The sequence below is a fragment of the Xanthomonas sp. WHRI 7064 genome, from assembly GCF_040202355.2.
Taxonomy (GTDB): Bacteria; Pseudomonadota; Gammaproteobacteria; order Xanthomonadales; family Xanthomonadaceae; genus Xanthomonas; species Xanthomonas arboricola.
In genome coordinates this window covers 2416961-2440958 of the sequence record NZ_CP167821.1, presented here as the reverse complement: position 1 = coordinate 2440958, position 23998 = coordinate 2416961, and the positions used below count along the sequence as shown (strand labels likewise).

Genomic DNA, 23998 nt, shown 5'->3' with positions numbered 1-23998 from the left:
CGCGCGTGATCGGCGCGCACGGCGCTAGGCAAATCGCGCTCACCCCGCCGCCTGCTCCAGCGCCATACCGAAGCGATCGTCGCAATGGGCTGCCGCCTCGGACAAGGCAGCGCCCACCAGCAGCAAGGTCGGCAAGCCCGGCAGCATGCCGGCGGCGGTGAGTCCCAGCTCGCCCAGGGTGGTCAGCCGGCGCTGCTGCTCGGGCCGGGTGGCAGCCTGCACGATGGCCGCCGGCGTGCTGGCCGGCAGATGCGCCAGCAACGCGGTGGCCAAGGCATCGGCACGCCGCAGGCCCATGTAGATGCCCAGCGTGGTGCCGCTGGCGGCCAGTGCGCCCCAATTCGGCTCGCCGTGATCGTGCGTATGCGCGGTGACGAAGGTGATGCCGTGGCAATGGCTGCGATGGGTCAGCGACACTTCCAGTGCGGATGCGGCGGCGAATGCGGCACTGACGCCGTTGATGATCTGCACGCCCACACCGGCGCGGCGCAGGAAGCTGATCTCCTCGCCCGCGCGCCCGAACAGCAGTGCATCGCCGCCTTTGACCCGCACCACGCGCAAGCCCTGCAAGGCGTAGCGCCGCATCAGCCGGCAGATGAAGTCCTGCGGCGTCGAGCGGCAGCCACCGCGCTTGCCGACCCTGATCACCCGCGCCTGCGGCGCGAGCTCGACGATCTGCGGGTTGGCCAGATCGTCCAGCAACACCACCTGCGCGACAGCCAGCGCCTTGACCGCCTTGATGGTGAGCAGGTCCAGATCGCCGGGGCCGGCGGACAACAACACCACATCACGTGCGCAGGAAGGAATGGCTGACATGAGCAGGTCTCGCAGTATGTGGAGGTCGGGACAGGCACTCAGGCGTGTCGGGGTTGCCGGCACAGCCGGGTGAGTTGCGGAACACAGGAGCCGCAGACCGTGCCGCAGCCCAGGCGTTGCTTGAGCTGGTGCAGGTCGGCGCCGTCGTCGATGGCGGCATGGATCGCAGCAGTCGACACCTGCATGCAGCTGCAGACGATCGGGTCGCTGGGCGCGCCCTGCGTCTGCGCAAACACCGCCAGCCGCGGACCGCGCCAGGGCCGGCCTGCCAATGCGCTGCGCAGCAACGCCTGATTGGCCTCGCTGGGCTGCGCCGCGCTGAGCAGCAGGCCGTCGATATGGCTGTGGCCGTCCTGCATGCGCCAGCCCACACGACGCAGCAGCCCGCGGCGCAGGTCGCGGTACTCCAGCACGTCTGCGCCGGCCGGCAATTGCAATGCGACGATCAGGCGATCGAGCCATTGCGCATCCGGCGCGCGTTCGCAGGCCGCATGCAAGACCGCCCAGTGCCCGCCGGCCTCGGCCAGCGGCTCGGCATGCAGCCGCAGCGATGCATAGCCGCAGTCGCGCAACAGCGGCTGCAGTGCCTGTTGCAAGGCCAACGCATCGCCGCGCCGGGCAGCGAGCAGATGCCAGCCGAACGCCGCCTTCTCCACCCGCACCGCCGCATGCTTGAGCTCGGGCTGCTGTGAGCGCGCATCCACCGCCGGGCTGCTCACTTCGTTGATGCCGCCGCTGGACAGGTGCTGCCCGCTCCAATGCATTGCGGCGAACACGCTGCCCGAGCGCAGCTCGTCGGACAGTTCCAGCGGCAGCACCAGCGCACCGCGCTTGCTGGCGATCTGCACCAGCTCGCCGGCGACCAGGCCGCGCCGCGCTGCGTCGTCCGGATGCATGCGCAACGCGGGTTCGGGGCTATGCGCAAACGCTGCCGGCACGCGTCCGCTGCGCGACATGCCATGCCATTGATCGCGCAGGCGGCCGGTCAGCAAGCGCATCGGAAAGCGGGCCGAGGTCGGCTCGGCCACCTTGCGATACGGCGTGGCGTGGAAGCGCGCGCGCCCGTTGCCGGTGGCGAACACGCCATCGGTATAGCGCCGCGCCTGCCCGTATGCGGCACCGGCAGGGAACGGCCACTGCTGCGGCGCGTCATCCAGCAGCGGGTAATCCAGCCCGCCGATGTCCAGATCGCGCCCCACCGTCAACGCGCGATGCTCGTCGAAGATCTGCACGGTGCTGTCGAACCCGAACAGCCCCGCCCCGCTGGCAGGTGCCAGACGCGCTTCGAGCCGGCGTGCCACTTCGCGAGCGATCCACCAGTCCGCGCGCGCCTGGCCCGGCGCGTCCACCGCCTTGCGCACGCGGGTGATGCGGCGCTCGGAATTGGTCACGGTGCCGTCCTTCTCGCCCCAACTGGCGGCCGGCAACAGCACGTCGGCATACGGCACGGTGTCGGTGCCGGAAAACGCATCCTGCACGATCACCAGTTCGGCCTGTTCCAGTGCGGCGCGAATGCCCTCCACCTCCGGCATCGAATGCACGGGGTTGGTGCAGACGATCCACACCGCCTTCAACGCGCCCGCACGCAGACGCTCGAACAACTGCACGGCCGGTGTGCCGGCCGTGGCACTCAGACGGCCGGCGGGCAAATGCCACAGACGTTCCAGTTCCGCACGATCGTCGGCATTGCCGATCTCGCGATGCGCCGCCAGCATCGTCGCCATGCCGCCGACCTCGCGCCCGCCCATCGCATTGGGCTGGCCGGTCAGCGAAAACGGCCCTGCGCCCGGCTTGCCGATCTGCCCCGTCGCCAGATGCAGATTGATCAGGGCCAGATTCTTGTCGGTGCCCTGCGCGGACTGGTTCAGGCCCATGCAGTACAGCGACAGCGCCGCCGGGCTACGCCCGAACCACTCGGCCGCCTGCACCAGGTCCTCGTGCGAGATACCGCAGATCTCGGCGCTCATGCGCGGGGTGTACTCGCGCAGCATGTGCTTGAGGGCGTCGAAATCCTCGGTATGCGCCGCAACGAAACGCGCATCCACCAGACCCTCCCAGATCAGGTGATGCAGCATGCCGTTGAACAGGGCGACGTCTGTCCCGGGTTCGATCGCCAGGTGCAGGTCGGCCATGGCCGCGGTGTCGGTGCGACGCGGATCGATCACGACCCAGCGAATGGCGGGATTTTTCGCCCGCGCCTCTTCCAGCCGGCGAAACAGCACCGGATGCGCATACGCCATGTTGCTGCCGGCAAACAGTACCGTCTGTGCCAGCTCCAGATCCTCGTAACAGGTGGGCGGGCCATCGGCGCCCAGCGCCAGCTTGTAGGCGGTAACCGCGCTGGACATGCACAGGCGCGAGTTGGTGTCGATGTTGTTGGTGCCCAGCAGGCCCTTGGCGAGCTTGTTGAAGACGTAATAGTCCTCGGTCAGCAGCTGTCCCGAGAGATAGAACGCCACCGCGTCCGCGCCGTGCTCCTCGACGATCGCCGCCAGCTTGCCGGTGACGTGATCGAGCGCCTGATCCCAGCTCACCGCCGCCCGCGGTGCCTCCCGATGACGACGCAGCTCCGGCGCGAGCACGCGCCCCTGCGTACCGGCGGCGGTCTGCGGTAAGGCCAGGCCCTTGCTGCACAACCGGCCATGATTGGCCGGATGCAGCGGGTCGCCTTCGATGCCGACGATGCGTTCGCCATGCGTGTCGTGCTCGCTGTGGATCAGCACCCCGCAGCCCACCCCGCAGTAGCAGCAGGTCGACCGGGTGATGCGATGCATCGGCGCAGACGTATGCGGCTGTACCGCCGCACCGATCAAAGGTAGCTGCTGGCCGTCGCTCATGCGGCCGGCTCGGCGACTGCATCCGGCAGCGATACCGGCTGCAACACGATCCATACCGCATCGGCTTCCACCTTGACCGGGTAACGCGGCGCGCAGCCCACATCCGGTGCGCAGGCCTGGCCGCTCTGCAAGGCGATCGCCCAGCCATGCAACGGGCAGGTCACCGTTTCGCCGGCCACGATGCCCTGCGACAACGGCCCGCCCTTGTGCGGGCAACGGTCTCGCAACGCAAACACCTGATCGCTGGCGGTGCGGAACAAGGCGATCGGTGCAATGCCCTCGATCTCGAGTACGCGCGCACCCAATGCAGGTAGCTCCTGCAGCGCGCACACGCGAATCCACGCGGCCTGTTGCATGCTCATTCCTCCACCGTTGCGACCGGCGCGGCGATGCGCAAGGGTTGGTACTCCTGCCGCCGTTCGCCGGCGATACGCGCCTTCCACGGGTCGACCAGACCTTCCAGCGAGTACAGCAGGCGTTCGTACAACGCACGCCGATTGGCCGCGTCGTCCACCACTTGTGCGCGGATGTAATCCAGCCCCACCCGTGCGATGTAGTGCACGGTGCGATCCAGGTAATACGCCTGCTCGCGATACAGCTGCAGGAACGCACCGGTGTATTCGCGCACTTCCTCGGCGGTGCTCACCTTGACCAGGAAGCGGGCGACCTCGGTCTTGATGCCGCCATTACCGCCCACATGCAGCTCCCACCCAGAATCCACCGCAATGATGCCGACATCCTTGATGCCGGATTCGGCGCAATTGCGCGGGCAGCCGGACACCGCCAGCTTGACCTTGTGCGGGCTCCACATATTGGCCAGCATGGTTTCCAGGTCGATGCCCATCTGCGTGCTGTTCTGTGTGCCGAAGCGGCAGAACTCGCTGCCCACGCAGGTCTTCACCGTGCGGATCGACTTGCCGTACGCATGCCCGGACTGCATGCCCAGATCGCGCCAGACATCGACCAGATCTTCCTTCTTGACCCCGAGCAGGTCGATGCGCTGGCCACCGGTCACCTTGACCATCGGCACCGCGTATTTGTCGGCGACATCGGCGATGCGGCGCAGCTCGCCGGCGTTGGTCACCCCGCCCTTCATCTGCGGAATCACCGAGAAGGTGCCGTCCTTCTGGATATTGGCGTGCGCACGTTCGTTGATGAAACGCGACTGTGGATCGTCGATGGCCTCATGCGGCCAGCTCGACAACATGTAGTAGTTGATCGCCGGCCGGCAGGTGGCGCAGCCGTTGGGCGTGCGCCATTCCATGAAGGCATACGCCTGCGCATGGGTCAGCAGCTTGTGTTCGGCAATGGCGCGCCGCACATCGCCATGGCTCAGATCGGTGCAGGCGCAAACTGCCTTGGTTTTCGGCGTTTCCTGGAAGTTGGAGCCCAGGCAGTTCATCAGGATCTGCTCGACCAGGCCGGTACACGACCCGCAGGAACTGGCGGCCTTGGTGTGCTTCTTCACCTCGTCGACGGTGAACAACCCCTGCTCGCTGATGGCTTTGACGATGGTGCCCTTGCACACGCCGTTGCAGCCGCAGACCTCGTCGCTGTCGGCCATCGCACTGGCGCGATCCTGTCCGCCGGTGCCGGCATCGCCCAGCGCGCTTTCGCCGAAGATCAGTTGATCGCGCTGCGCCTGGATCGGCGTGCCGTCCTTGAGCAGCTTGAAGTACCAGCCGCCATCGCTGGTGTCGCCGTACAGGCAGGCGCCGACCAGCACGTCGTCGCGGATCACCAGCTTCTTGTAGACCCCGCCGGCCGGGTCGGACAGCACGATCTCCTCGCAGCCATCGCCGCCCATGAAATCGCCGGCGGAAAACAGATCGATCCCGGTGACCTTGAGCTTGGTCGACGCCACCGAGCCGCGATAGATGCCGATGCCGAACTGCGCCAGGTGATTCGCGCACACCTTGGCCTGCTCGAACAGCGGCGCCACCAGTCCGTAGGCAATGCCACGATGGTTTGCGCATTCGCCCACTGCGTACACGCGTGGGTCGAAGCTTTGCAGACTGTCGTTGACCACGATGCCGCGCGCGCAGTGGATGCCGGCTTCTTCGGCCAGCCGCGTATTCGGGCGGATGCCCGCTGCCATCACCACCAGATCGGCCGGGATCTCGCTGCCATCGGCGAACTTCACGCCAATCACCTCGCCCTGCGCGTTGCCCAGCACTGCACTGGTCGCCGTGCTCAGCCTGAACTCCAGCCCGCGCGCGCGCAGGGCCTGCTGCAGCAGATTGCCGGCTACCGGATCGAGCTGGCGCTCCAGCAACCACCCGGCCAGATGCACCACGGTCACGTCCATCCCGCGCAGCTTCAGGCCATTGGCCGCTTCCAGCCCAAGCAGACCGCCACCGATCACCACCGCATGCCGCTTGCTGCGCGCGGTCTCGATCATCGTGCGGGTGTCCTGGATATCGCGGTAGCCGATCACGCCCTTCAATTCGTTACCGGGAATCGGCAACACGAGCGGCACCGAACCAGTGGCGATCAACAAGCGGTCGTATTCCGCCTCGGTGCCATCGGCGGCGATCACGCGGCGACGTACCCGATCGATGCGGGTGACCTCCTTGTTCAGATGCAAGCGGATGCCGTTGTCCTGATACCACTGCAACGGATTGAGCACGATATCGTCGAACTCCTGTTCGCCGGCCAACACCGGCGACAGCAGGATGCGGTTGTAGTTGGGATGTGGCTCGGCCCCGAACACGGTGATCTGGTACATGCCCGGCATCAGCTTGAGCAGTTCCTCCACGGTGCGGATGCCGGCCATGCCATTGCCGATGACGACCAGTCTGGGTTGCTTCATTGCCTGGATTCCTGTCGACATGTCAGACCCGCGCCGCGCCGGCGCTGGACCATTCGCTACGCCACTGTGTCTTGACCCCGGCCAGCAGCGCCCAACCACCGAGTGCGAACGCCGCGAACATCCACATGCCCATCGCATAACTGCCGGTGTGCTGCTTGAGCACGCCCAGGCCCGCAGCCAGCGCAAACCCGCCGATGCCGCCGGCCATGCCGATCAAGCCGGTCATCACGCCGATGTCCTGCGCAAACCGCTGCGGCACCAGCTGAAACACCGCGCCATTGCCGGCACCCAGGCACAGCAAGGTCAGTACGAACAAGGCCAGCGTCACCATTGCCCCACCCGCGCCAAAGCCTGCGATGCACACCAGCGCAGCCACCAGCAGATAGACGGTGAGCAAGGCGCGCGTGCCGCCAATGCGGTCCGCAATCACACCGCCCAACGGACGCATCACCGAACCCGCCAACACGCAGGCAGCCGTCGCCCATCCTGCAGTACGCGCATCGAAACCGAACTGGTCGTGGAAGTAGCCGGGCAATGCACTGGCAAACCCGGAAAAACCGCCAAAGGTCACCGAATAGAAAAACATGAAGCGCCATGCGTCGCGATTAGCCACCAACACGCGGCCATAGTCGGACCAGCGCTTGCGCGCGACCGGTACTGGCGCTTCTTTCGCAATCAGGACGAATACGACCAGCGTCAGCAGCAGCGGAATGCATGCCAGTCCGAACACGTTCTGGTAACCGAACGCCAACGCCAACATCGGTGCGAACAACGCCGCCAGCACGGTGCCGGAATTGCCCGCCCCGGCAATTCCCATCGCGGTGCCCTGATGCTCGGGCGGGTACCAGCGCGAGGCCAGCGGCAGCGCAACCGCGAACGAAGCGCCAGCAATGCCGAGCAATACGCCCAGCAGCAACGCCTGCCCCATGCTGTGCACGCCGAACTGCCAGGCACCAAACAACGAAGCGATCACCGCAAGTTGTGCAACAACACCCGCGCGCTTGGCACCGATACGGTCGGCCAGCATGCCCAGCACCAGCCGCAGCACCGCGCCGCACAGGATCGGCACCGCCACCATCAAGGCGCGCTGCTGCGTATCGAGCCCCAGCGACTGCGCAATCGGTACCTGCAGCGGACCGAGCAGATACCACACCATGAAGCTCAGGTCGAAATACAGGAAGGATGCGAACAAGGTGGGCGTGTGCCCGGATCGCCAGAACGAGCGCTGCATAGAGACCTCTTCGAATGCGATGGCCAAAAAAAACGGCGCCCCTCCGGTAAAACCGGAAGGACGCCGTTGTCCTGGATGCGTGCGGATCGCCGTTGATCCGCTGCATCGTGTTCGTGTTGTGGCAGGTACGCCGTTGCACCTGCACGGAATCACTACGCAATCAACGTGCCAACTTGCTCACCCGAGCATCACGACGATACAAGTCATTGAAAAATAGCGCTTTGGATGCAGTCCGTCCGATTTCACGACAGCCTACCGACACGCCATTGCAGCTCACCAGTCCCGTCTTTCGTGCAGCCTTGCACCAACAGCGTGCACCCTGTATCGCAGGCTCTGTCGCTTGGCATGACTAACAGCGCCCAACAGAGCTAATACACGGCTGTGCTCGTAAGCCTCATCTAGGACGCGTGCATACCGATCAAATATCTAGGTCAAAAGCCGTGTCAGTCGAGCGCGCGGTGCCCTCGCCGCCCGCGGGACACGCCGTGAATCCGTCCGTGGAGACTCGGTGGCAGCATCCATGCCGCCACACGGTCCCGCAATCGGCGAGGACACCGCACCAGGAAGTTTGCAGGCTGTTTTATTGAGAACTATGCACACCGAGCATCTCGACAAGTCCTTGCCCGCCCACCGTCGCGGGACCTTACACTGCATGGATGCCGCGTAAGAGCCTACAGGGACGTACTTGCAGCGTGTTTTGCGAGGGTGGGCGGGCAAGGGCCCTGCACCAAGCCGCAGACCACATGCCTCGCGCCGTTGCCGTTGCCTCGGCTTCTGTCCGATCCAATGCATCCAGCGCACCCCAGCCTGACTTACCGCCTGATGCGCTCGGCACCCGGGCTCAGGGCGTATCGAACAACCGATTGCTGCGGTGGTCGCCCTCGGAGGAAACCACGCCCACGCGTGCGGCAGCGCGCCGATAGTTGTCCAGTCGATGGATGTCGCGCAGCCGCGCGATGTCGTCTTCCTGGATGTCGTGCCAGCCCCAGCGCTGGAACTGGGTCAGGAACCACTCCCCGTCCGACAGCCACGGCATGTTGACCGCGCCGTCGCGATGAAAGGCCAGCGCTGTCACATCCTTCGCATGTGCCTCGGCTTCGACATCGGCATCCAGACAGGCGGCCAGATGCGCGGCCGACACCCCGATATGCTTGGGCTCGGCCAGCCATTGCGCACATTGCGCCCGATTTGCCGGGTCCGCATCCAGCCAGCGACAGGCATCCAGTACGCAGGCGGTCAGGCGTTCGCTCAACTCGGGTTGCAGCGCGGCGAATTCGCGTCGGCAGGCCAACACCTTTTCCGGATGGCCGGCCCACAGCTCGCCACTGCGGATCACCCGGCGACCGCTGCCCTGCGCCTGCGCAACCGCAGCCCACGGCTCGCCAGAGCAATAGCCGTCGACCAGGCCGCTAGCCAGGGCGTCCGGCATCTGCGGTGGCGGGATGCTGAGCACCTCCACGTCGCGCATCGGGTCCACGCCACGCGCCGCCAGCCAATAATAGAGCCACAGCGCATGCGTGCCGGTCGGGAAGGTCTGCGCAAACACGGCGCGGCGGCCCAGGCTGGCCAGCGCCTGCGGCAAGCTCCGCCCCTCTTCCATGGCCTGCGCAAGCGCAGGCGCCAGCGTGATCGCCTGGCCGTTGTGATTGAGCGTCATCAACAGCGCCATCGGGCATTGCGGCCCGGCAATGCCCAGGTCGATCGCATACACCAGGCTGGCCAGCACATGTGCCGCATCGACCTCGCCGGCCAGCAGACGGTCGCGCACGCCTGCCCAGGAGGCCTGCCGTTGCAAGTCCAGTTGCAGCCCATGGACGCGATCCAGGCCCAGCCGCTGCGCCGCGACCAGGGGCGCGCAATCGATCAGCGGCATGTAGGCCACGCGCAATACGGGGAGGTCGGCTTGGCTCATGTGTTCATCCCAGCAACTCGGCCATGGCCACGATGCGTCGCGCCACTTCGGCCAGTTTGACGCCCTGCTTCATCGCCTGCTGGCGCAGCGCCGCGTAGGCATCGGCCTCGCTCAGGCCGCGTTTTTCCATCAGCAGGCCCTTGGCGCGATCAATCAGCTTGCGGTCTTGCAGCGCCTGCTGCACATCGTCCAGGCGCTTGCGCATGCTGCTCTCCTGCGCAAACCGCGCAAGCGCCACCTGCACGATCGGCGCCAGCCGCGCCGGCGCCAGGCCATCGACCACATAGGCGGTGACGCCGGCGCCGACAGCCGCATGGATCAAGGCATCGTCGCCATCGCCGGAAAACATCACCACCGGCCGTGGCGCATGGGCACGCAGCATCGACAGTTGCTCCAGGGTATCGCGTGAGGGCGAGTCGACATCGATCACCACCACATCCGGCTGCTGGCTCTGCACCGCGTGCAGCAGTGCACCGACCGAGGCCACATCGTCGAGCACCGTGTAACCGGCGCGTGTCAGTGCCTGACGCAGTTCGCCGATCGGCTTTTCGGTATCGTTGACCAGCAAGACACGCATTGGCGGCAGCGAGGCGTGGACGTGGCCTGATGGTGCCATGCAACATGCCGTCGGTGCGAGCCATCCTTTCGGAGTACGTCTGATGCCGTTGTTCCCGCTGTTCGCAAACCTGCAAGCGCGCGCCGTGCTGGTCATCGGCGGTGGCGAGGTCGCCACGCGCAAGGTGCTGGCGCTGCTCAAGGCGGGCGCGCAGATCCGCCTGTATGCGCATGCGCTCTCGCCCGAACTGGCGGAACTGATGCAGGCCGGCCGTTTCGAACAACTGGACGGCGAGTTCGATCCCGCCTGGATCGACGACGTGTGGCTGGTGGTCGCCGCCACCGACGATGGCGAGTTGAATCAACGCGTCGCCGCTGCCGCCGGTGCGCGTCAGCGCCTGGTCAATGTGGTGGACGATGCAGAGTTGTCGACCTATCAGGTGCCGGCCATCGTGGATCGCGACCCGCTGGTCATCGCCATTTCCTCCGCCGGTGCCGCACCGATGCTGGCACGCCGCCTGCGCGAACGGCTGGAACGCGAACTGGATGTCTCGGTCGGCCGCTTCGCCGGCATGTTCGCGCGTCACCGAGAGCGCATCCGCAGCCAGTTCCCCGACATGAACCGGCGCCGGCGCTGGTTCGATCGCGTCATCGACGGCGACGTGCCCTTGATGTTGCAGGCCGGCAACGACGACGCAGCCGAAAGCGCCTTTATCGCCGCACTGGACGATGCCGGCGCGGTGCCGGCGCGCGGCAGCGTGCAACTGGTCGGCACCGGCCCGGGCGATCCCGGCCTGCTCACCATCAAGGCGCTGCGTGCGATGAATCTGGCCGACGTCCTGCTGATCGGCGACGACATCCCCGATGCGGTACTGGAACTGGCAAGACGCGATGCGGCACGCCGCGCCTTGCCGCAGCAGGCCGACGCACAACAGCATCTGGTGCTGCAACTGGCCACAGAAGGCCTGCACGTGGTCGCGTTGCGCAGCGGCGCCGGCTACAGCGATGCCGATGCTGCTGCCATCGAAGCGGCGCTAAAGGCGCGCGGCATGGCCTGCGATCGAGTGCCCGGCATTGCTGCGGGGCTTGAAATCAACGCATGAGCGCGGCGCGTATGCGTCTACGGCACGTCAGGCCTTCGGAAAGCGCTTGCGCGCACTGTCGCGCACATCGATATCGAAGGTCACCTGCAACGCCGTCTGTTCGGCATGGCCAGCACCGGCATCGAAGCTGAAGCGCAATCCCTCGCGGCTGGGCAATTGCCGTGCATGCTGTTCCAGCGCATCGCGCGGCACTGACAACTGCCAATGCTCGGCAGTGCAATTGCAGGCCGCGTCACCATCGCTCAGGCTGACGCTGTGGCGCAACAGTCGCGCGCCCTGCCCGCTCGGCAAACGGCTCAGATTCTCGACCGTGCGCCCGGCAAGCAAGTCGGCCAATTCGGCTTCGTCGATACGGAAGCGCAGCTGCTGAGCTTCAATCTGGATTTTCATGAATGAGCTGACTCCACTGCTCGGGCGTATTGCAATTGACGAACGCGGCGCGTTCGCTGGCGGTGACAGCGATGCGATGGCATTGCAGCGCAGCCTGCAGGGCGCGCAGCGAGCGTGACGAACCGGGGCCGGCCATCAACGCAGTGAGCGCCTCACGCACAACGCCATCCACGTACAGACGCATCGGCAGCATCTGGTCTTCAAAGGTAACGCAGCGCCGATGCGGTGGCGCCAGCAGCCGATCCAGCAATGACCGGGACAGCAGCGGCATGTCGACCGGCACCACCACCAGTGTCGTTGCATCGGCCAGCCGATCGATCACGCTAGCCAGGCCGCCAAGCGGCCCCAGGTCCGGCTGCGCGTCGGCAATGCCGGCATAGCCCGGGCGATCGCCGCTGATCACCACCTTGTGCGCGCCAGCCTCGCAAAGCAACGCCTGCATGTGCTCCAGCAATGGACGTCCGCGCCAGTGCAGCAGCGCCTTGTCCTGCCCCATCCGCGAGGAACGGCCGCCGGCCAGCACCACGCCCGTCCATGCAGGCCTCGCGCTCATACCGCCTGCTTGCCGGCATGGCATCGCACGACGTGCAAGTGCTGGCTCATGGCGCAATCGCCGGTGCAGCCGGCTGCAGATGCCCCAGCCCGAACACCTGCGCTGTCGTACCGGGCGCGACGCCTTCGTCCTGCGGCTCCAGTACCGCCCACACATTGGCCTGCAACAACGGCGCCACGCGGAACGACTCCTGCTGCGGCAGGATCTGCACGTAGAGCACTCCGGCAGCGCTGCAGGTCAAGCGTGCGCGCAGATGCTGCCGCCACAGCGGCCGTGCCTGCATTGGCGTCTCCAGCGCAACCTGCAAGCCGCGCTCGGCCGGCATGCCAAGCAAACCGCGCAGCGCCGGCTCCACGAAAAAGCGCAGCCCGGCAGCGCTTGCCATCGGATTGCCCGGCAAACCGACATACAGCGCACCGTCTGCGAAGCGCGCCAGCAACACCGGCTTGCCCGGCCGCACCGCAACCTTGTGGAACAGCACCGCCGCGCCATGCCGTGCCAAGGCATCGGGCACGAAATCGTAGCGACCGCGCGACACCGCACCAGTGCTCAGAATCACCTCGGCGCCCGCATCGCGCGCCTGCGCAAGCGCCAGATCGAAACCGGCATCGTCATCGCCCACCTGTCCATGCCAGACCAGTTCGGCACCGGCTGCCCGCAGCTGGCTGAGCAGATAGCTGCTGGTGCCATCGCGAATCTGGCCAGGCCGCAACGGCTGCGCCGGATCACAGATCAACTCGCGGCCGGTCGCAATCAAGGCCACACGCGGACGCCGCACCACCTGCACCCGCGCACAGCCCAGCCCGGCCAGCAGCATCAGGTGCGCGGCGCGCAGCACGGTACCGGCCTCGATCACGCGGTCGTGCAAGGCCACATCTTCCCCACGTCGACGAATATGCTGACCGGCGCGGATATCGGCGCGCAGCCGGATGCGGCCGGGCCGCGCGCCATCGTGCGCCAGCACGTCCACCTGCTCGATTGGCACCACGGCATCTGCACCGGCAGGCAAGCCGGCACCGGTCATGATTTCCCACGCGCTGCCCGCCGCAATGCCAACTACATTTTCGCCCGCAGCAACGCTGCCACCGATCTCGTGTTCGCTGCCGGCGATCGCGCCACGGCCGGCCGTGACCAACGCAAATCCATCCATCGCGCTGTTGTCGAACGCCGGCAACTCGGCCGGGCTCGACAACGCCTGCGCAAGCACCCGTCCCTCGGCATCGGCGCTGTCCACCCACTCGCCGGCAAGCACGGCGATCTGCTGATGGACAATCGCAAGTGCGTCGGCGTAGCTGATCATGAGAAAGGCACGGTCGACCGGTGGATGACCTGGCTAGGATACCGGCCCCCGACGCGGCCGGTACAGGCGTGGCGATCGCGGCATCACCGCATCCTGCTGCATGCATGCCCTCGTCTCGACCAGTGCGCACGTCGCTTGAAGCCGCTAGAACGCAGCGCCTACACGGCAGATCGCACAGTGGCACGCAGTTCCCCCCACGGTATCTGTGCCGCATGCAACTCGTCGACCTTGTGGGCTGGCTCGCCAGCGCCATCCTGATTGCAACCTTGATCCGCCAGATCTACAAGCAATGGCGCTCGGATGCGGCACAGGGCGTTTCGCGCTGGCTGTTCACCGGCCAGATCAGCGCCTCGGTGCTGTTCATCCTCTACAGCTACCTGGTCGGCAATGCCGTGTTCATCGTCAGCAACGTGTTGATCCTGCTGACCGCCCTCACCGGGCATGTGCTGCACCGGATCAAGCAGCGTCGGATGGAGCATCACGCGGGCAGTATCGGCTAGCGCTGCAGCGTCACCCAGCGCTTTCCTTCGCCGGCTTGCGCGGCTTGGTGGGTCCGGTTGACTTGCTGGCGGCGGGCCGCGTTGCGGCCGTCTTTGCCGCGGTCTTGGGCGTTTTCTTCGTCGTGGACTTGCGTGCCGGGCTTGCCTTTGCCATGGCCCGCTTCCGTGGCCTGGGCACGGCCTTGGCCTGCGTTGCTGGCTCGGCTACCGCTTCGGGCACACGCACGCTGATCCAGGTCGGCGCATGATCGCTGGCCTTTTCCAATGCACGTACCCACTTGTCCACGCCGGCGTCCTGCAACTCGGACGCCAGGGTGCGGTTGAGCAGCAGGTGGTCGATGCGCAAACCACGATCGCGCGCAAAATGCTGGCGAAAATAGTCCCAGAAGGTGTAGATCGGCGTTTCGCCATGCACTGCAAGCAGGCTGTCGGTCCAGCCCTGCTCGAGCAGGGTCTGGTACGCCTGGCGACTCTCCGGCTGCAGCAACGCATCCTTGCGCCAGCCCTTGGGGTCGTAGATGTCGGCGTCGGTCGGCACCACGTTGAAATCGCCGATCAGTGCTACCGGGTGCGGTAGGTCCACCAGCGTCTTGGCATGCCGGATCAGGCGTTGAAACCACGCCAGCTTGTAGTCGAACTTCGGCCCGGGCTGCGGATTGCCATTGGGCAGATACAGGCAGGCCACCACCACCCCGTGAATTGCAGCTTCCAGATAACGGCTCTGCGTATCGCCGCGGTCCCACGGCAGCCCACGACGGATTTCCACCGGATCGGCGCCGCGCGCCAGCAATGCCACACCGTTCCACGACTTCTCGCCTTGCCAGATCACGCCGTAGCCGGCATCGCGGAGCGCCTGTTGCGGAAAGACGTCCTGCGTGGCTTTCAATTCCTGCAAGCCGACGATGTCCGGTTGCTCGCGCTGTAGCCATCCCAGCAGATGCGGCAGCCGGCGAGTGATGCCATTGACATTGAATGTCGCGATCTTGCGGGTAGTGGCGGACATGGGTGAGCGACCAGGCGTGCGTAGGGAACCAGCATCGCCGCCATGGCATTAAGCAGATGCTCAAGCGAGGTGAAGCTCCGCTGGGTATCTGCGCACGCGCTCACGCCTCGCAGACCATCAGCCTCCGTAGCCTGGCCCCACTACTCATTGTTGGAGATCGCATGCGACCGTCCGCGCTCTGGATCGCCCTGCTGTGCGCCGGCTGCTCGCGCAGCCCGCCTTCGGTTACCCCACCGGGCGCGCCTGAAAGCGCCAAGACCAATGTGCTGGAAGCCGGCGCCAGGGTCCTGCAACCGACCGGGCCGGTCGGCAAGCTCGACATCTACCTGGTGGGCTTCCATCCGATGAAAGACGCACCGGATGTACAGATGGAGGCGCATCACTACTGCCATCAGGTCAACGAAGACCTGGCGCAATGCGCGCTCTACGACGGCAATACCGATCAGGCCAACCTGACCGGTATCGAGTACATCATTTCCGAACAACTGTTCGCACAGTTGCCGCAGCAAGAGCGTAGCTTCTGGCATCCGCACAATGGCGAAATCCTGTCGGGCCAGCTATCCGCGCCCAACCTGCCGCTGGTTGCGGAGAAAGAACTGATGCGCAGCAAGCTCAACAGCTATGGCAAGACCTGGCACTCGCGCAACGGCACCGCCGCGGGCGATGCATTGCCGCTGGGCGAGCCGATGCTGGCCTGGTCGTTCAATCGCGATGGCGAGGTCCAGCAACCGCTGATCGATCAGCGCGACAAGCTGGCCACGTTCTCTACGGCGCAACGTCGCGCCAATCGCCAGGACCTGACCCCGCTGGCCAGGCCGCAGCACGGAGTGGATGCCTTGCGGCCGCACTTCGGCAATGCCGAACCGATCCCCGGGGTGGTCGACGCAAGCACCTCACCCCACTGAATCCTCAAAACCTGGTCGCCCGTTGCAACTGCAATCGGGCGGCCAGGTATTCGAAGTCATCGACAGGATGCTGCCTAGCGGACGCGATCTCACACGTCCATACCGTCACGCAGGCGCCGTAACGCCTTGCCCATCCACAGATGCCGGACACGCTGCATGCGCTCGACCGATGGCCCAGCGCGCTCTCGCTCATCTGCACCCTGCAGGCTCAACGTGACACAACTGCCCTCGCATCCAGGCGCAGTCTGCACATGCAGCAACACGCCCAGCTGCAGGCCGCGACCGCCATCAACCTGGTAACGCACCGATTCACCCAGGCGCGCCTCACCACGCTGCAACCCGACAATACCGCGCCGGCACCAGGTGGCCTGCGGCACCCAGCGCGATGCATGCCCATCGCCAGCGACCAGCTCCGCCACTCCACGCAGGATGCGTCGCTGCACATTGGCATCGCACCACGCATCCAGGATCTGGTGCGGCTCTGCGAGGATGATCAGGCGACGTATCCGCAGCATCGGGTCTTCAACAACGGCAACCGGTATTGCCGGCAAGCCAGGCATGCCTCAGCGCCCAGCACCCTTGCTGCTGGCCTGCAGCGTCTTGGCAGCCGCCAGATGCTCGGCGACATGGCTGCGCGTGGTCTGCAGATGCGCCAGCACCTGTGCCGTCTTGGCCGCAGGAATCAGTTGCTTGTCCAGCGCCGCCAGCGCATCGGTGTGGTCCTTGACCATTGCCGTGACGTACGCGGCCTCGAAGGCCTTGGTATCGAGCTTCTGCAACATCGCCAGTTCGGTCTTGCCCTTGCTCATCTGCGCCTTGGCAGCGGCAGCAGACAGGTCCGGCGACCACTTGGCCAGCTTCTGATTGTTGTCGGTATGCTCCTTGACCATCTGCATTGCATAGTCGCGCACGCCACCTTGCACCTGCTTCTGCAGCGCCAGATTGGCCGCACTGATTTCACTGGTATTGATGGCGCTCAAGGTGCCCAGTGCCTCACGCTCCTTCGCGCTCGGGGCGCTATTGCCCGCCTGTTGCTGCGTGGTGGCGGGCATGCCGGCCTGCGTTGCATTCTGCGCATGCGCAGCGGCGGTGATGCCTAAACACAGGGTCAGCGCCGCAAACATCGGGTGACGTACTTTCATGTAAATCTCCAGCCAGAGGGTGTGCCTCCATGCTGGACCTGGTTGCGTGACCCGATCGTCGTACCGATGTCGAAAGACGGAGAGGAAACGGTGCTGCACCGCAGTGCGTTTCACATGGAGTGAAGGTGGTGTGGCGTCCCTGTTCGGCGCGGCGCTACGTATAGTGCAGGTAAGTTGCGCAACAGGCTCCTACGCCGACGGAAGATGGTTGGGACCGTCAGACTGCTTTGGAATACCCAGCACTCAGCACCGCCGATGCTGCGATCAAGCGCTGTAAGCATATGCTTACAACGGCCGCGTGCACGGCGGGCGTAATGGTGTCGCAGTAGGCCGAGCGTTACCACGCCGACCGATCCGCATATCTGCGGAGATGGCCGACCCCATGCGCTAATCGATTGCATGCAGCGACTGCGTGCCATGCAGGATCCCTTCGTGCACCGTTATGCGATGCCAAGGGCAAGCCGGCGCTACCGTAATGCTGCGCCAGCTTGCTGCCGGTCGATGTTATGGATACGCGGAGTGGGCGCAGGCCAACCTGAGCTACGACAGCGCCCGCGCATCGAAGACTGCTGGGTCAGGCGCCGGGATCCGCAGGGCCCAACTGATGCGCCGACAGGATTTCGTCGATGCGTTTGACGATTTGCGCCGCCTGCTCCTGCGACTCTGCGGCAGCAGTGATCTTCTCCGCACGTGCATGGAATACATCCCAGAAATCGTCCGGATGCTGGCGACGAATATCAGGCAATGCGTCGGCAAGTTGTTTCAATTGCGCGTCGATATCGGGTGTCATTGAGGGTCTCCTTGTGTGCCCACGCTACCGCCGTGCTGGTGAGCCTGATGCCAACATGACAATCCCGTGCATCGCACGGCCTGTGTTTGCGCGACAATGACGCCATGAGCAGCTACCACATCTCCCCCGCAGACGCCCGCCTGCGCGCCCTGCAAGGCGCTTTGCTGATCGATATCCGGCAGTTGCACGAACGTGCCGGCGGCCAGGCCGAAGGCGCGTTGGCGATTGCGCAACACGATCTGGAAGCCGCACCCGTACAGCATCTGTCGGAGCAGGCGCGCGAGATCGTGCTGATCTGCCAGAGCGGCAAGCGCTCGGCACACACGGCGGAGATCTTGCGCGCGCACGGCTATACGCAGGTGTCTTCGGTGCTCGGTGGCACCGCCGCGTGGACCAGCGCCGGCCTTCCCTTGGTGCGCCCTACCCTGCCGCCCGACGAGCAGGATTTTCTCGAGCGCTATTCGCGCAATCTGCGCCTGCCGCAGGTCGGTCTGGAAGGCCAGCAGCGTCTGGCGCGTTCGCGCGTGTTGCTGGTCGGTGCAGGCGGTCTCGGCTCGCCGGCGGCGCTCTATCTGGCTGCCGCCGGTGTCGGCCACCTGCGGATCGCCGATGACGATGTGGTGGACCGCAGCAATCTGCAGCGCCAGATCCTGCATGTGGAAGACAGCGTCGGCGTCGCCAAGGTCAGCTCGGCCGCGCAGCGCATTGCCGCGCTCAATCCACGCGTGCAGGTCGAGGCGCTGCAGGCACGCGTGACTGCCGGCAATGTCGAAGCCCTGTTGAAGGACGTGGATGTCGTGGTCGACGGCGCCGACAATTTTCCTGCGCGCTATCTGCTCAACGATGCCTGCGTCAAAATCGGCAAACCGCTGGTCTACGGCGCGGTACAGCAGTTCGAAGGGCAATTGAGCGTATTCGATGCCGGCCGCAAGCGCGGCCATGCACCGTGCTATCGCTGCCTGTTTCCCGAGCCACCGCCGCCCGAATTTGCGCCAAGCTGCGCCGAAGCCGGCGTGCTGGGCGTGCTGCCCGGAGTGATCGGATTGCTGCAGGCCACCGAGGCGATCAAGTTGCTGCTGGGCATCGGCGAGACCCTCACCGGGCGCTTGCTCAGCTTTGATGCATTGGCGATGCGCTTTCGCGAAATCCGGCTGCCGCCCGACCCGCATTGCCCGGTGTGTGCTCCCGGTGTCGCATTCACCGGGTATGCCGATTACGCCGCGTTCTGCGGCAGCGCCGTCGGCTGAGAACGGCCTGATCGGTGCTGGTTGCAGCCTCGCGTCCAGACGCCACGTTCCCGCGTGTGACATGGACGGGGCGGTCTGCCACACCGGGCTGCGCCCTCCATGTGGTTGCCATCAGCTCGCGCAGCGTCGGCTTTTAGTGTCGAAGGCGCGAAAGGACCGGCGTACAGCCGATAGCGCCCGCCTGGCGGCGAGCGCGGCCCCGCTGTCTGTCGCGCGTGCTGCACCAAACGCTCAGAGCGCGTAAGGAATCACCCGCACGATCTCGCCCGCCTCGAAACGCCGTGCCTGCTCGGGCAACACGATCAAGGCATTGCTGTCGGCCGCGCCACGCAGCAGATGCGATGCATCACCACGATGCGGCAACGCCGTCAGACGCCCGTCTTCGCCGCACTCCAGCCGCCCGCGCAGGAACTCCAGGCGCTCGTGGCGTTTTTCCCACGGACTGGCCAGGGCTGCATGCCACAGCGGGCGCGGCTCGCTACGTCCCTGCAGGCCATCCAGCAGCGGCACGCCGTAGGCGATCAGCGTCGCCAGCACCGAGACCGGATTGCCCGGCAGGCCCAGCACCAGGCAGCGGCCGATCTGGCCCAGCACCGCCGGCATGCCCGGGCGCATGCGCACGCGCCAGAAGTGGATGCGGCCCAGTTTGCCGATCAGCTGCGGCAGATAATCCTTTTCCCCCGCCGAGACGCCGCCGCAGGTGATCACCACGTCGAAGGCCGCAGCCGCGTCCTCCAGCATGGTGCGGATGCGTTGCGGATCGTCCGGCAGGGTTGGCCATGCGGTCGGCGCGTAGCCTAGTGCGCGCAGCTGCGCCATCAGCATGTCGCGGTTGCTGTTGTAGATCTGTCCCGGCCCCAACGGCATGCCCGGCTCCACCAGCTCATCGCCGGTGGCCAGCACCGCAATGGTCGGCCGCGGCGCCACCGCAAGCCGCGACAGACCGAGCGCAGCCGCCAGTCCGATCCGCGCAGGCGTCAACACCTGGCCACTCTGTACCACCAGATCGCCCGCGCGCACGTCACTGCCGGCCTGACGCACCGCCGCACCCGGCGCAGGCATGCTATGGAAACGCACCACGCCATCGCGTTCCTGCGCATCCTCTTTCGGGATCACTGTGTCGGCGCCATCGGGCAGCGGTGCACCGGTGGTGATGCGCAGGCATTGGCCGGCGCTCAGCGTGCCGGTCCAACGTTCGCCAGCGAACTGTTCGCCGACCAGCTGCAACGCCGCATCGCCGCCAGCGACATCGGCATGCCGCAACGCGAAGCCGTCCATCGCGCTGTTGGCAAAGGGCGGCAATGCGATCGGTGCGATCAAATCGGCAGCGCTGATTCGCCCGTCGGCACGCGAGGTGGCGATGTTCTCGTCGGGCGGACGGCTATTGGCGGCGACGGCCTGCAGGATCTGCAGCGCCTGTGCATAGGGAATGCGGGAGGGATAGTCGGTCATGGCACGCAGGATACCAGTGCACCACGACGACTCAGAACGCCAGGCGCTGCCAGTGCAGATGCCAGAAGGAGTCACTTCACTTTCCTGGCGTAGCTCGCGGCACTCGACCACGCTTGCAGGCGCTGCGGCCACCTCACCTGACGATCATTCCCCAGGCACGCACCGTTCCCTGCTTACTTGCCCTTGACGTGCTTCATCAACCGTCTTTTGCGCGCCACCTGCCGTTCGGTGAGCGTGTTCTTCTTGCCCTCGTAAGGATTGGCACCTTCGCGGAAGATGAAACGCACCGGCGTGCCGACCAGCTTGAAGCGCTTGCGGAAAAAATTTTCCAGATAGCGCTTGTAGGACTCCGGCAGCACCTTCAGGCGCGTGCCGTGCACGATGAAGGTGGGCGGATTGGCGCCACCCGGATGCACGTAACGCAGCTTGGAGACGTGACCACGGATGCTCGGTGGCGGATTGGTCTCGTAGGCGATTTCCAGCGCCTGGTTGACTTCGCTGGTGCTGAACTCGTGCGTGGCCGACGCGTGTGCACGGTGGATCGCCTGGAACAGTTCGCGCATGCCCGAGCCGTGCAGCGCGGAAATCCGTACCGCCTCGGCCCAGCTGACAAAGCCCAGCTTGCGCGATAGCAGGTCTTCGGCCTGCGCACGCTGGTAGTCGCTCTGCCCGTCCCACTTGTTGATCGCCACCACCAGGGCGCGGCCAGCGTCCAGGATGGCGCCCAGAATGGTCGCGTCCTGGTCGGTGACGCCTTCACCGGCATCCAGCATCAGCACCGCGACCTGGCATTGCTCGATCGCCTGCAGCGTCTTGAACGCGCTGAACTTCTCCACCGCCTCCTCGACCTTGCCGCGGCGACGTAGGCCGGCCGTATCGATCAAGCGGTACTGACGCCCGTCGCGGTCCATGTCCACGGCGATCGAATCGCGCGTGGTGCCCGGCACTTCCGAGGCAATCATGCGTTCTTCGCCGAGCAGGCGATTGACCAGCGTCGACTTGCCCACGTTTGGGCGGCCGACGAAGGCGATGCGCACACGCGCCGGGTCGGTATCCAGCAGCTCGCCGGCACCTTCCTCGGGCAGACGTGCGCCGACTTCCTCAAGCAGTTCGTCGATGCCCTGCCGATGCGCGGCAGACAACGCCACCACATCGGAGAAACCGTAGCGCGCGAATTCCGAGCGCACGGTTTCCTCGTCGGTGCCGTCGATCTTGTTGATGACCAGCACGGTCGGCCGCGCCAGCTTGCGCAGCCAGGCCAGGATCTCGTCATCCAGCGAGGAAGCACCTTCGCGGCCATCGACCACGAACAGCACAAGATCGGCTTCGCCGGCAGCGGCACGGGCCTGCCGCGCGGTAGCGCCGGCCAGGCCTTCCTCGTCGCCGGCGATACCGCCGGTATCGACGACGATGAACGGGCGTTCCTCGTCGAGACGACAGACCCCGTAGTTACGGTCGCGGGTGACGCCGGGCTGGTCGTGGACCAGCGCGTCACGGGTGCGCGTCAGCGCATTGAAGATGGTGGACTTGCCGACATTGGGCCGTCCGACCAGGGCGACCAGGGGCAGCATCGCGAAGTCCTTATTGTGCCAACCGGAAGGCGGTGATATCGCCATCGGTGTTTTGTACCAACAGAATGCCGTCCACGACGATCGGCTGCGCCAGCAGCGTGTCGCGTCCAGCGCGAGCGCGCGCGGCCAGTGCACCGTCGCTGAGTTTCAGCCAGTGCAGATAGCCCTTGTAATCGCCGACCACAGCGTAATCGCCCTGGATAGCTACGCCGGTCAGGGAGCGACGCGCCAGCGCGGCCTGCGACCACATCGCCGCACCGCTGCTCTTGTCCAGGCCCCAGACCGAGCCGGCGTTGTCGGACACCACCACCACCGCCGACGACACGCCAACGCCACCGGCTCCGCCGTGATCGCGCGTCCACAGCGGACGGCCGCTCGGGCCTTCCAGTGCGAGGGTTTCGTTCTTGAAGCTGGTCGCATACAGCGTGGTGCCGTCGAGTACCGGGGCACCGTCCACATCGGCCATGCGCTCCAGCTCGGTGCGGCCTTCCGGCACGCCGATCGCCTGCTCCCACAACGGGCGGCCGTCCTGCAGCGCCAGGGCGCTCAAGGTGCCGCTGTCGTTGCCGACGAACAGCACGCCCGGGCCGGTCACGATCGGCGCATTGCCGCGCACCGACAGGGTCGGGCCTTCTTCGGCATGGAACCAGCGGCGCTCGCCGGTAGCCGCGTCGAAGGCACTGACGCGACCATCGTTGCTGCGCACCAACACAAGGTTCTGTGCAATCGCCGGTGCGGCGATGACTTCGTTCGGCACCTTGGCACGCCATTTTTCGGTGCCATCGGCTTGGTTCAGCGCAATCACGTCGCCAGACAGCGTGCCGATTACCACCAGGCCTTCGCCAACGCCGGGACCACCGGATAGGCGCTGCTTGAACTTGCGATCGTTACGCTCTTCCTTCTTGGGCTTGTATTCCCACACGCGCTTGCCGGTCTGCAGGTCCAGCGCCTGTACGCCGCCGGTGATCGCCGCGGCGTACACCTTGCCATCGGCCACCGCTGGACGCTGGCGCACGCCGATATGGCCTTCGCCCTTGCCCACGCCGGTGGACCAGATCTTGTCGACCTTGACCGACGGCTCGAACTTGACCAGCTCGGCAGGTTCCTGCGCCTTCTTGGCAGCAGCGTCCTTCCCGGCGAACCAGCCCTTGACGGTGCTGCAACCGGCCAGCGACACGCCCATCAGGGCGATCAATGCAATGCGCTTGTACATATCAACCTGCTTCATCAAATCTGCTCCGCCGGATCGGGCACCTTGCCGCCCACATCCATCAGCTTGGTTTCCAGCAAACGGCGCTGCGGCGAGGCCACGTCCACCGTGGTCAGGGCCTTGGCGTAGAGCGCACGCGCCTCATCCGGCTTGCCCTGCACGACCAGCGCATCGGCGCGGATCTCCAGGCTGGTGTGGTCCTGCGCATCGGCCAGCAGCTTGATCGCTTCGTCCGGCTTGCCGCTTTCGGTCAACACGCGCGCCAGGCGCTGCTGAACGATCTGCTTGAGCTCGCCTTCAGCAGGCACGTCGCGCAGGGTCTTGATCGCTTCGGCATGCTTGCCGGCATCCACCTGGGCCTTGGCCAGACGCAATGCAGCAAGTTCGGCGTAGACACTGCCCTTGCCGTCATCGAGCGCCACGATGTCCTTGGCCGCCTTGTCCAGGTCCTTGCCCTGGATGGACTTGACCACCGCTTCGTAACGGGTATTGGCTTCCACCGATTGGGTGGCGGTGTGCTTCTGCCACCACTGCCAGCCCAGGATCAGGGCCAGGCCCACAACGACGCCGCCTACCAGCCCTGCGCCATTCTTTCTCAACCAGGAACGAACGCGTTCGCCTTGTTCGTGTTCGTCCAGCAGATCGTCGATCGCCATGCGTACTCTCGCT

General features: G+C 65.7%; 22 protein-coding genes. 4 read left to right on the top strand and 18 right to left on the bottom strand.

What is annotated here, in order from left to right; all coding sequences use genetic code 11:
* Window positions 1-39: 39 nt before the first annotated feature.
* The 7 genes from cobA to ABQY74_RS10475 form a co-directional block, all read right to left on the bottom strand.
* Entirely contained in the window at window positions 40-786 is a 747-nt protein-coding gene (cobA, locus tag ABQY74_RS10505; protein ID WP_181141842.1) for a uroporphyrinogen-III C-methyltransferase, read from the bottom strand.
* A 68-nt stretch (window positions 787-854) separates the two neighbouring features.
* Entirely contained in the window at window positions 855-3653 is a 2799-nt protein-coding gene (locus ABQY74_RS10500; protein WP_349791349.1) for a nitrate reductase, read from the bottom strand.
* The gene (nirD, locus tag ABQY74_RS10495; RefSeq protein ID WP_039521569.1) at window positions 3650-4015 is read right to left on the bottom strand and encodes a nitrite reductase small subunit NirD; all 366 of its coding nucleotides are present in this window, start codon (window positions 4013-4015) and stop codon (window positions 3650-3652) included. The genes ABQY74_RS10500 and nirD overlap by 4 nt, the downstream gene beginning before the upstream one ends.
* The gene (gene nirB / locus ABQY74_RS10490; protein WP_349792221.1) at window positions 4012-6429 is read right to left on the bottom strand and encodes a nitrite reductase large subunit NirB; all 2418 of its coding nucleotides are present in this window, start codon (window positions 6427-6429) and stop codon (window positions 4012-4014) included. The genes nirD and nirB overlap by 4 nt, the downstream gene beginning before the upstream one ends.
* A 58-nt stretch (window positions 6430-6487) precedes the next feature.
* Window positions 6488-7657, bottom strand: a complete 1170-nt coding sequence (locus tag ABQY74_RS10485) for a nitrate/nitrite transporter (RefSeq protein WP_349792220.1) — start codon at window positions 7655-7657, stop codon at window positions 6488-6490.
* 880 nt (window positions 7658-8537) lie between these two features.
* Window positions 8538-9608 (bottom strand): CmpA/NrtA family ABC transporter substrate-binding protein, encoded by a 1071-nt coding sequence (locus ABQY74_RS10480; protein WP_349791347.1) that lies wholly within the window; start codon window positions 9606-9608, stop codon window positions 8538-8540.
* A 4-nt stretch (window positions 9609-9612) separates the two neighbouring features.
* A complete protein-coding gene (locus ABQY74_RS10475) occupies window positions 9613-10185 on the bottom strand; it encodes an ANTAR domain-containing protein (protein ID WP_349791340.1) in 573 nt (190 codons plus the stop codon).
* Window positions 10186-10267: 82 nt separating this feature from the next.
* Between ABQY74_RS10475 and ABQY74_RS10470 the strand changes: the two genes are divergently transcribed.
* A complete protein-coding gene (locus ABQY74_RS10470; protein WP_349791338.1) occupies window positions 10268-11266 on the top strand; it encodes an NAD(P)-dependent oxidoreductase in 999 nt (332 codons plus the stop codon).
* Window positions 11267-11293: 27 nt separating this feature from the next.
* Here the strand turns inward: ABQY74_RS10470 and ABQY74_RS10465 are convergent, their stop codons facing one another.
* Genes ABQY74_RS10465 through ABQY74_RS10455 form a run of 3 tightly spaced genes read right to left on the bottom strand, consistent with a single transcriptional unit; the run spans window position 11294 to window position 13509 of the window.
* A complete protein-coding gene (locus ABQY74_RS10465; protein WP_104554327.1) occupies window positions 11294-11656 on the bottom strand; it encodes a hypothetical protein in 363 nt (120 codons plus the stop codon).
* Window positions 11640-12209 carry a molybdenum cofactor guanylyltransferase gene (locus ABQY74_RS10460; RefSeq protein ID WP_104600524.1) on the bottom strand — a complete coding sequence of 190 codons (570 nt, stop codon included), beginning with the start codon at window positions 12207-12209 and terminating at the stop codon, window positions 11640-11642. The genes ABQY74_RS10465 and ABQY74_RS10460 overlap by 17 nt, the downstream gene beginning before the upstream one ends.
* A gap of 46 nt (window positions 12210-12255) precedes the next feature.
* Window positions 12256-13509: a molybdopterin molybdotransferase MoeA gene (locus ABQY74_RS10455; protein WP_349791335.1), complete on the bottom strand. Its 1254-nt coding sequence runs from the start codon at window positions 13507-13509 to the stop codon at window positions 12256-12258.
* A 212-nt stretch (window positions 13510-13721) separates the two neighbouring features.
* Here ABQY74_RS10455 and ABQY74_RS10450 point away from each other — a divergent pair, with 212 nt between their 5' ends.
* On the top strand, window positions 13722-14009 hold the full coding sequence (locus ABQY74_RS10450) for a hypothetical protein (RefSeq protein ID WP_349791333.1): 288 nt from the start codon (window positions 13722-13724) through the stop codon (window positions 14007-14009).
* A 10-nt stretch (window positions 14010-14019) separates the two neighbouring features.
* Here ABQY74_RS10450 and xth read toward each other — a convergent pair whose 3' ends face one another.
* Complete coding sequence (gene xth / locus ABQY74_RS10445) at window positions 14020-15012, bottom strand: exodeoxyribonuclease III (RefSeq protein ID WP_349791331.1); 993 nt, start codon at window positions 15010-15012, stop codon at window positions 14020-14022.
* A 161-nt stretch (window positions 15013-15173) separates the two neighbouring features.
* On the opposite strand from xth, the gene ABQY74_RS10440 reads away from it, so the two are divergent.
* Complete coding sequence (locus tag ABQY74_RS10440; protein ID WP_349791329.1) at window positions 15174-15917, top strand: OBAP family protein; 744 nt, start codon at window positions 15174-15176, stop codon at window positions 15915-15917.
* 89 nt (window positions 15918-16006) lie between these two features.
* Here ABQY74_RS10440 and ABQY74_RS10435 read toward each other — a convergent pair whose 3' ends face one another.
* The 3 genes from ABQY74_RS10435 to ABQY74_RS10425 all read right to left on the bottom strand — a co-directional run bounded on the left by ABQY74_RS10435 (window position 16007) and on the right by ABQY74_RS10425 (window position 17849).
* Entirely contained in the window at window positions 16007-16432 is a 426-nt protein-coding gene (locus ABQY74_RS10435; protein ID WP_349791327.1) for a hypothetical protein, read from the bottom strand.
* A 48-nt stretch (window positions 16433-16480) separates the two neighbouring features.
* Window positions 16481-17059, bottom strand: a complete 579-nt coding sequence (locus ABQY74_RS10430; protein WP_166773535.1) for a DUF4142 domain-containing protein — start codon at window positions 17057-17059, stop codon at window positions 16481-16483.
* 574 nt (window positions 17060-17633) lie between these two features.
* Entirely contained in the window at window positions 17634-17849 is a 216-nt protein-coding gene (locus tag ABQY74_RS10425) for a hypothetical protein (protein WP_016904861.1), read from the bottom strand.
* A gap of 104 nt (window positions 17850-17953) precedes the next feature.
* Here ABQY74_RS10425 and moeB point away from each other — a divergent pair, with 104 nt between their 5' ends.
* Window positions 17954-19096 carry a molybdopterin-synthase adenylyltransferase MoeB gene (gene moeB / locus ABQY74_RS10420; protein ID WP_349791325.1) on the top strand — a complete coding sequence of 381 codons (1143 nt, stop codon included), beginning with the start codon at window positions 17954-17956 and terminating at the stop codon, window positions 19094-19096.
* 231 nt (window positions 19097-19327) lie between these two features.
* On the opposite strand, the gene glp is transcribed toward moeB, so the two are convergent.
* The 4 genes from glp to ABQY74_RS10400 form a co-directional block, all read right to left on the bottom strand.
* Window positions 19328-20548, bottom strand: coding sequence for a gephyrin-like molybdotransferase Glp (gene glp, locus ABQY74_RS10415; RefSeq protein ID WP_349791323.1), 1221 nt, complete (start codon window positions 20546-20548; stop codon window positions 19328-19330).
* Window positions 20549-20721: 173 nt separating this feature from the next.
* Entirely contained in the window at window positions 20722-22119 is a 1398-nt protein-coding gene (der, locus tag ABQY74_RS10410) for a ribosome biogenesis GTPase Der (RefSeq protein ID WP_016904421.1), read from the bottom strand.
* Between the two features lie 10 nt (window positions 22120-22129).
* Window positions 22130-23347 carry an outer membrane protein assembly factor BamB gene (gene bamB / locus ABQY74_RS10405; RefSeq protein ID WP_039521550.1) on the bottom strand — a complete coding sequence of 406 codons (1218 nt, stop codon included), beginning with the start codon at window positions 23345-23347 and terminating at the stop codon, window positions 22130-22132.
* The gene (locus ABQY74_RS10400; RefSeq protein ID WP_349791321.1) at window positions 23347-23985 is read right to left on the bottom strand and encodes a tetratricopeptide repeat protein; all 639 of its coding nucleotides are present in this window, start codon (window positions 23983-23985) and stop codon (window positions 23347-23349) included. Before ABQY74_RS10400 ends, bamB begins: the two co-directional genes overlap by 1 nt.
* Between the last annotated feature and the right edge of the window lie 13 nt (window positions 23986-23998).

What these genes read in the sequence shown, in the direction of transcription:
- ABQY74_RS10475 (WP_349791340.1), bottom strand. Translation starts at nt 10,185, where the DNA reads ATGCGTGTCTTGCTGGTCAACGATACCGAAAAGCCGATCGGCGAACTG.
- ABQY74_RS10430 (WP_166773535.1), bottom strand. Translation starts at nt 17,059, where the DNA reads ATGAAAGTACGTCACCCGATGTTTGCGGCGCTGACCCTGTGTTTAGGC.
- nirB (WP_349792221.1), bottom strand. Translation starts at nt 6,429, where the DNA reads ATGGCCGGCATCCGCACCGTGGAGGAACTGCTCAAGCTGATGCCGGGC.
- ABQY74_RS10460 (WP_104600524.1), bottom strand. Translation starts at nt 12,209, where the DNA reads ATGAGCGCGAGGCCTGCATGGACGGGCGTGGTGCTGGCCGGCGGCCGT.
- der (WP_016904421.1), bottom strand. Translation starts at nt 22,119, where the DNA reads ATGCTGCCCCTGGTCGCCCTGGTCGGACGGCCCAATGTCGGCAAGTCC.
- ABQY74_RS10440 (WP_349791329.1), top strand. Translation starts at nt 15,174, where the DNA reads ATGCGACCGTCCGCGCTCTGGATCGCCCTGCTGTGCGCCGGCTGCTCG.
- ABQY74_RS10500 (WP_349791349.1), bottom strand. Translation starts at nt 3,653, where the DNA reads ATGAGCGACGGCCAGCAGCTACCTTTGATCGGTGCGGCGGTACAGCCG.
- bamB (WP_039521550.1), bottom strand. Translation starts at nt 23,347, where the DNA reads ATGAAGCAGGTTGATATGTACAAGCGCATTGCATTGATCGCCCTGATG.
- xth (WP_349791331.1), bottom strand. Translation starts at nt 15,012, where the DNA reads ATGTCCGCCACTACCCGCAAGATCGCGACATTCAATGTCAATGGCATC.
- glp (WP_349791323.1), bottom strand. Translation starts at nt 20,548, where the DNA reads ATGACCGACTATCCCTCCCGCATTCCCTATGCACAGGCGCTGCAGATC.
- ABQY74_RS10400 (WP_349791321.1), bottom strand. Translation starts at nt 23,985, where the DNA reads ATGGCGATCGACGATCTGCTGGACGAACACGAACAAGGCGAACGCGTT.
- moeB (WP_349791325.1), top strand. Translation starts at nt 17,954, where the DNA reads ATGAGCAGCTACCACATCTCCCCCGCAGACGCCCGCCTGCGCGCCCTG.
- ABQY74_RS10470 (WP_349791338.1), top strand. Translation starts at nt 10,268, where the DNA reads ATGCCGTTGTTCCCGCTGTTCGCAAACCTGCAAGCGCGCGCCGTGCTG.
- ABQY74_RS10425 (WP_016904861.1), bottom strand. Translation starts at nt 17,849, where the DNA reads ATGACACCCGATATCGACGCGCAATTGAAACAACTTGCCGACGCATTG.
- nirD (WP_039521569.1), bottom strand. Translation starts at nt 4,015, where the DNA reads ATGAGCATGCAACAGGCCGCGTGGATTCGCGTGTGCGCGCTGCAGGAG.
- ABQY74_RS10455 (WP_349791335.1), bottom strand. Translation starts at nt 13,509, where the DNA reads ATGATCAGCTACGCCGACGCACTTGCGATTGTCCATCAGCAGATCGCC.
- ABQY74_RS10480 (WP_349791347.1), bottom strand. Translation starts at nt 9,608, where the DNA reads ATGAGCCAAGCCGACCTCCCCGTATTGCGCGTGGCCTACATGCCGCTG.
- ABQY74_RS10450 (WP_349791333.1), top strand. Translation starts at nt 13,722, where the DNA reads ATGCAACTCGTCGACCTTGTGGGCTGGCTCGCCAGCGCCATCCTGATT.
- ABQY74_RS10465 (WP_104554327.1), bottom strand. Translation starts at nt 11,656, where the DNA reads ATGAAAATCCAGATTGAAGCTCAGCAGCTGCGCTTCCGTATCGACGAA.
- ABQY74_RS10435 (WP_349791327.1), bottom strand. Translation starts at nt 16,432, where the DNA reads ATGCTGCGGATACGTCGCCTGATCATCCTCGCAGAGCCGCACCAGATC.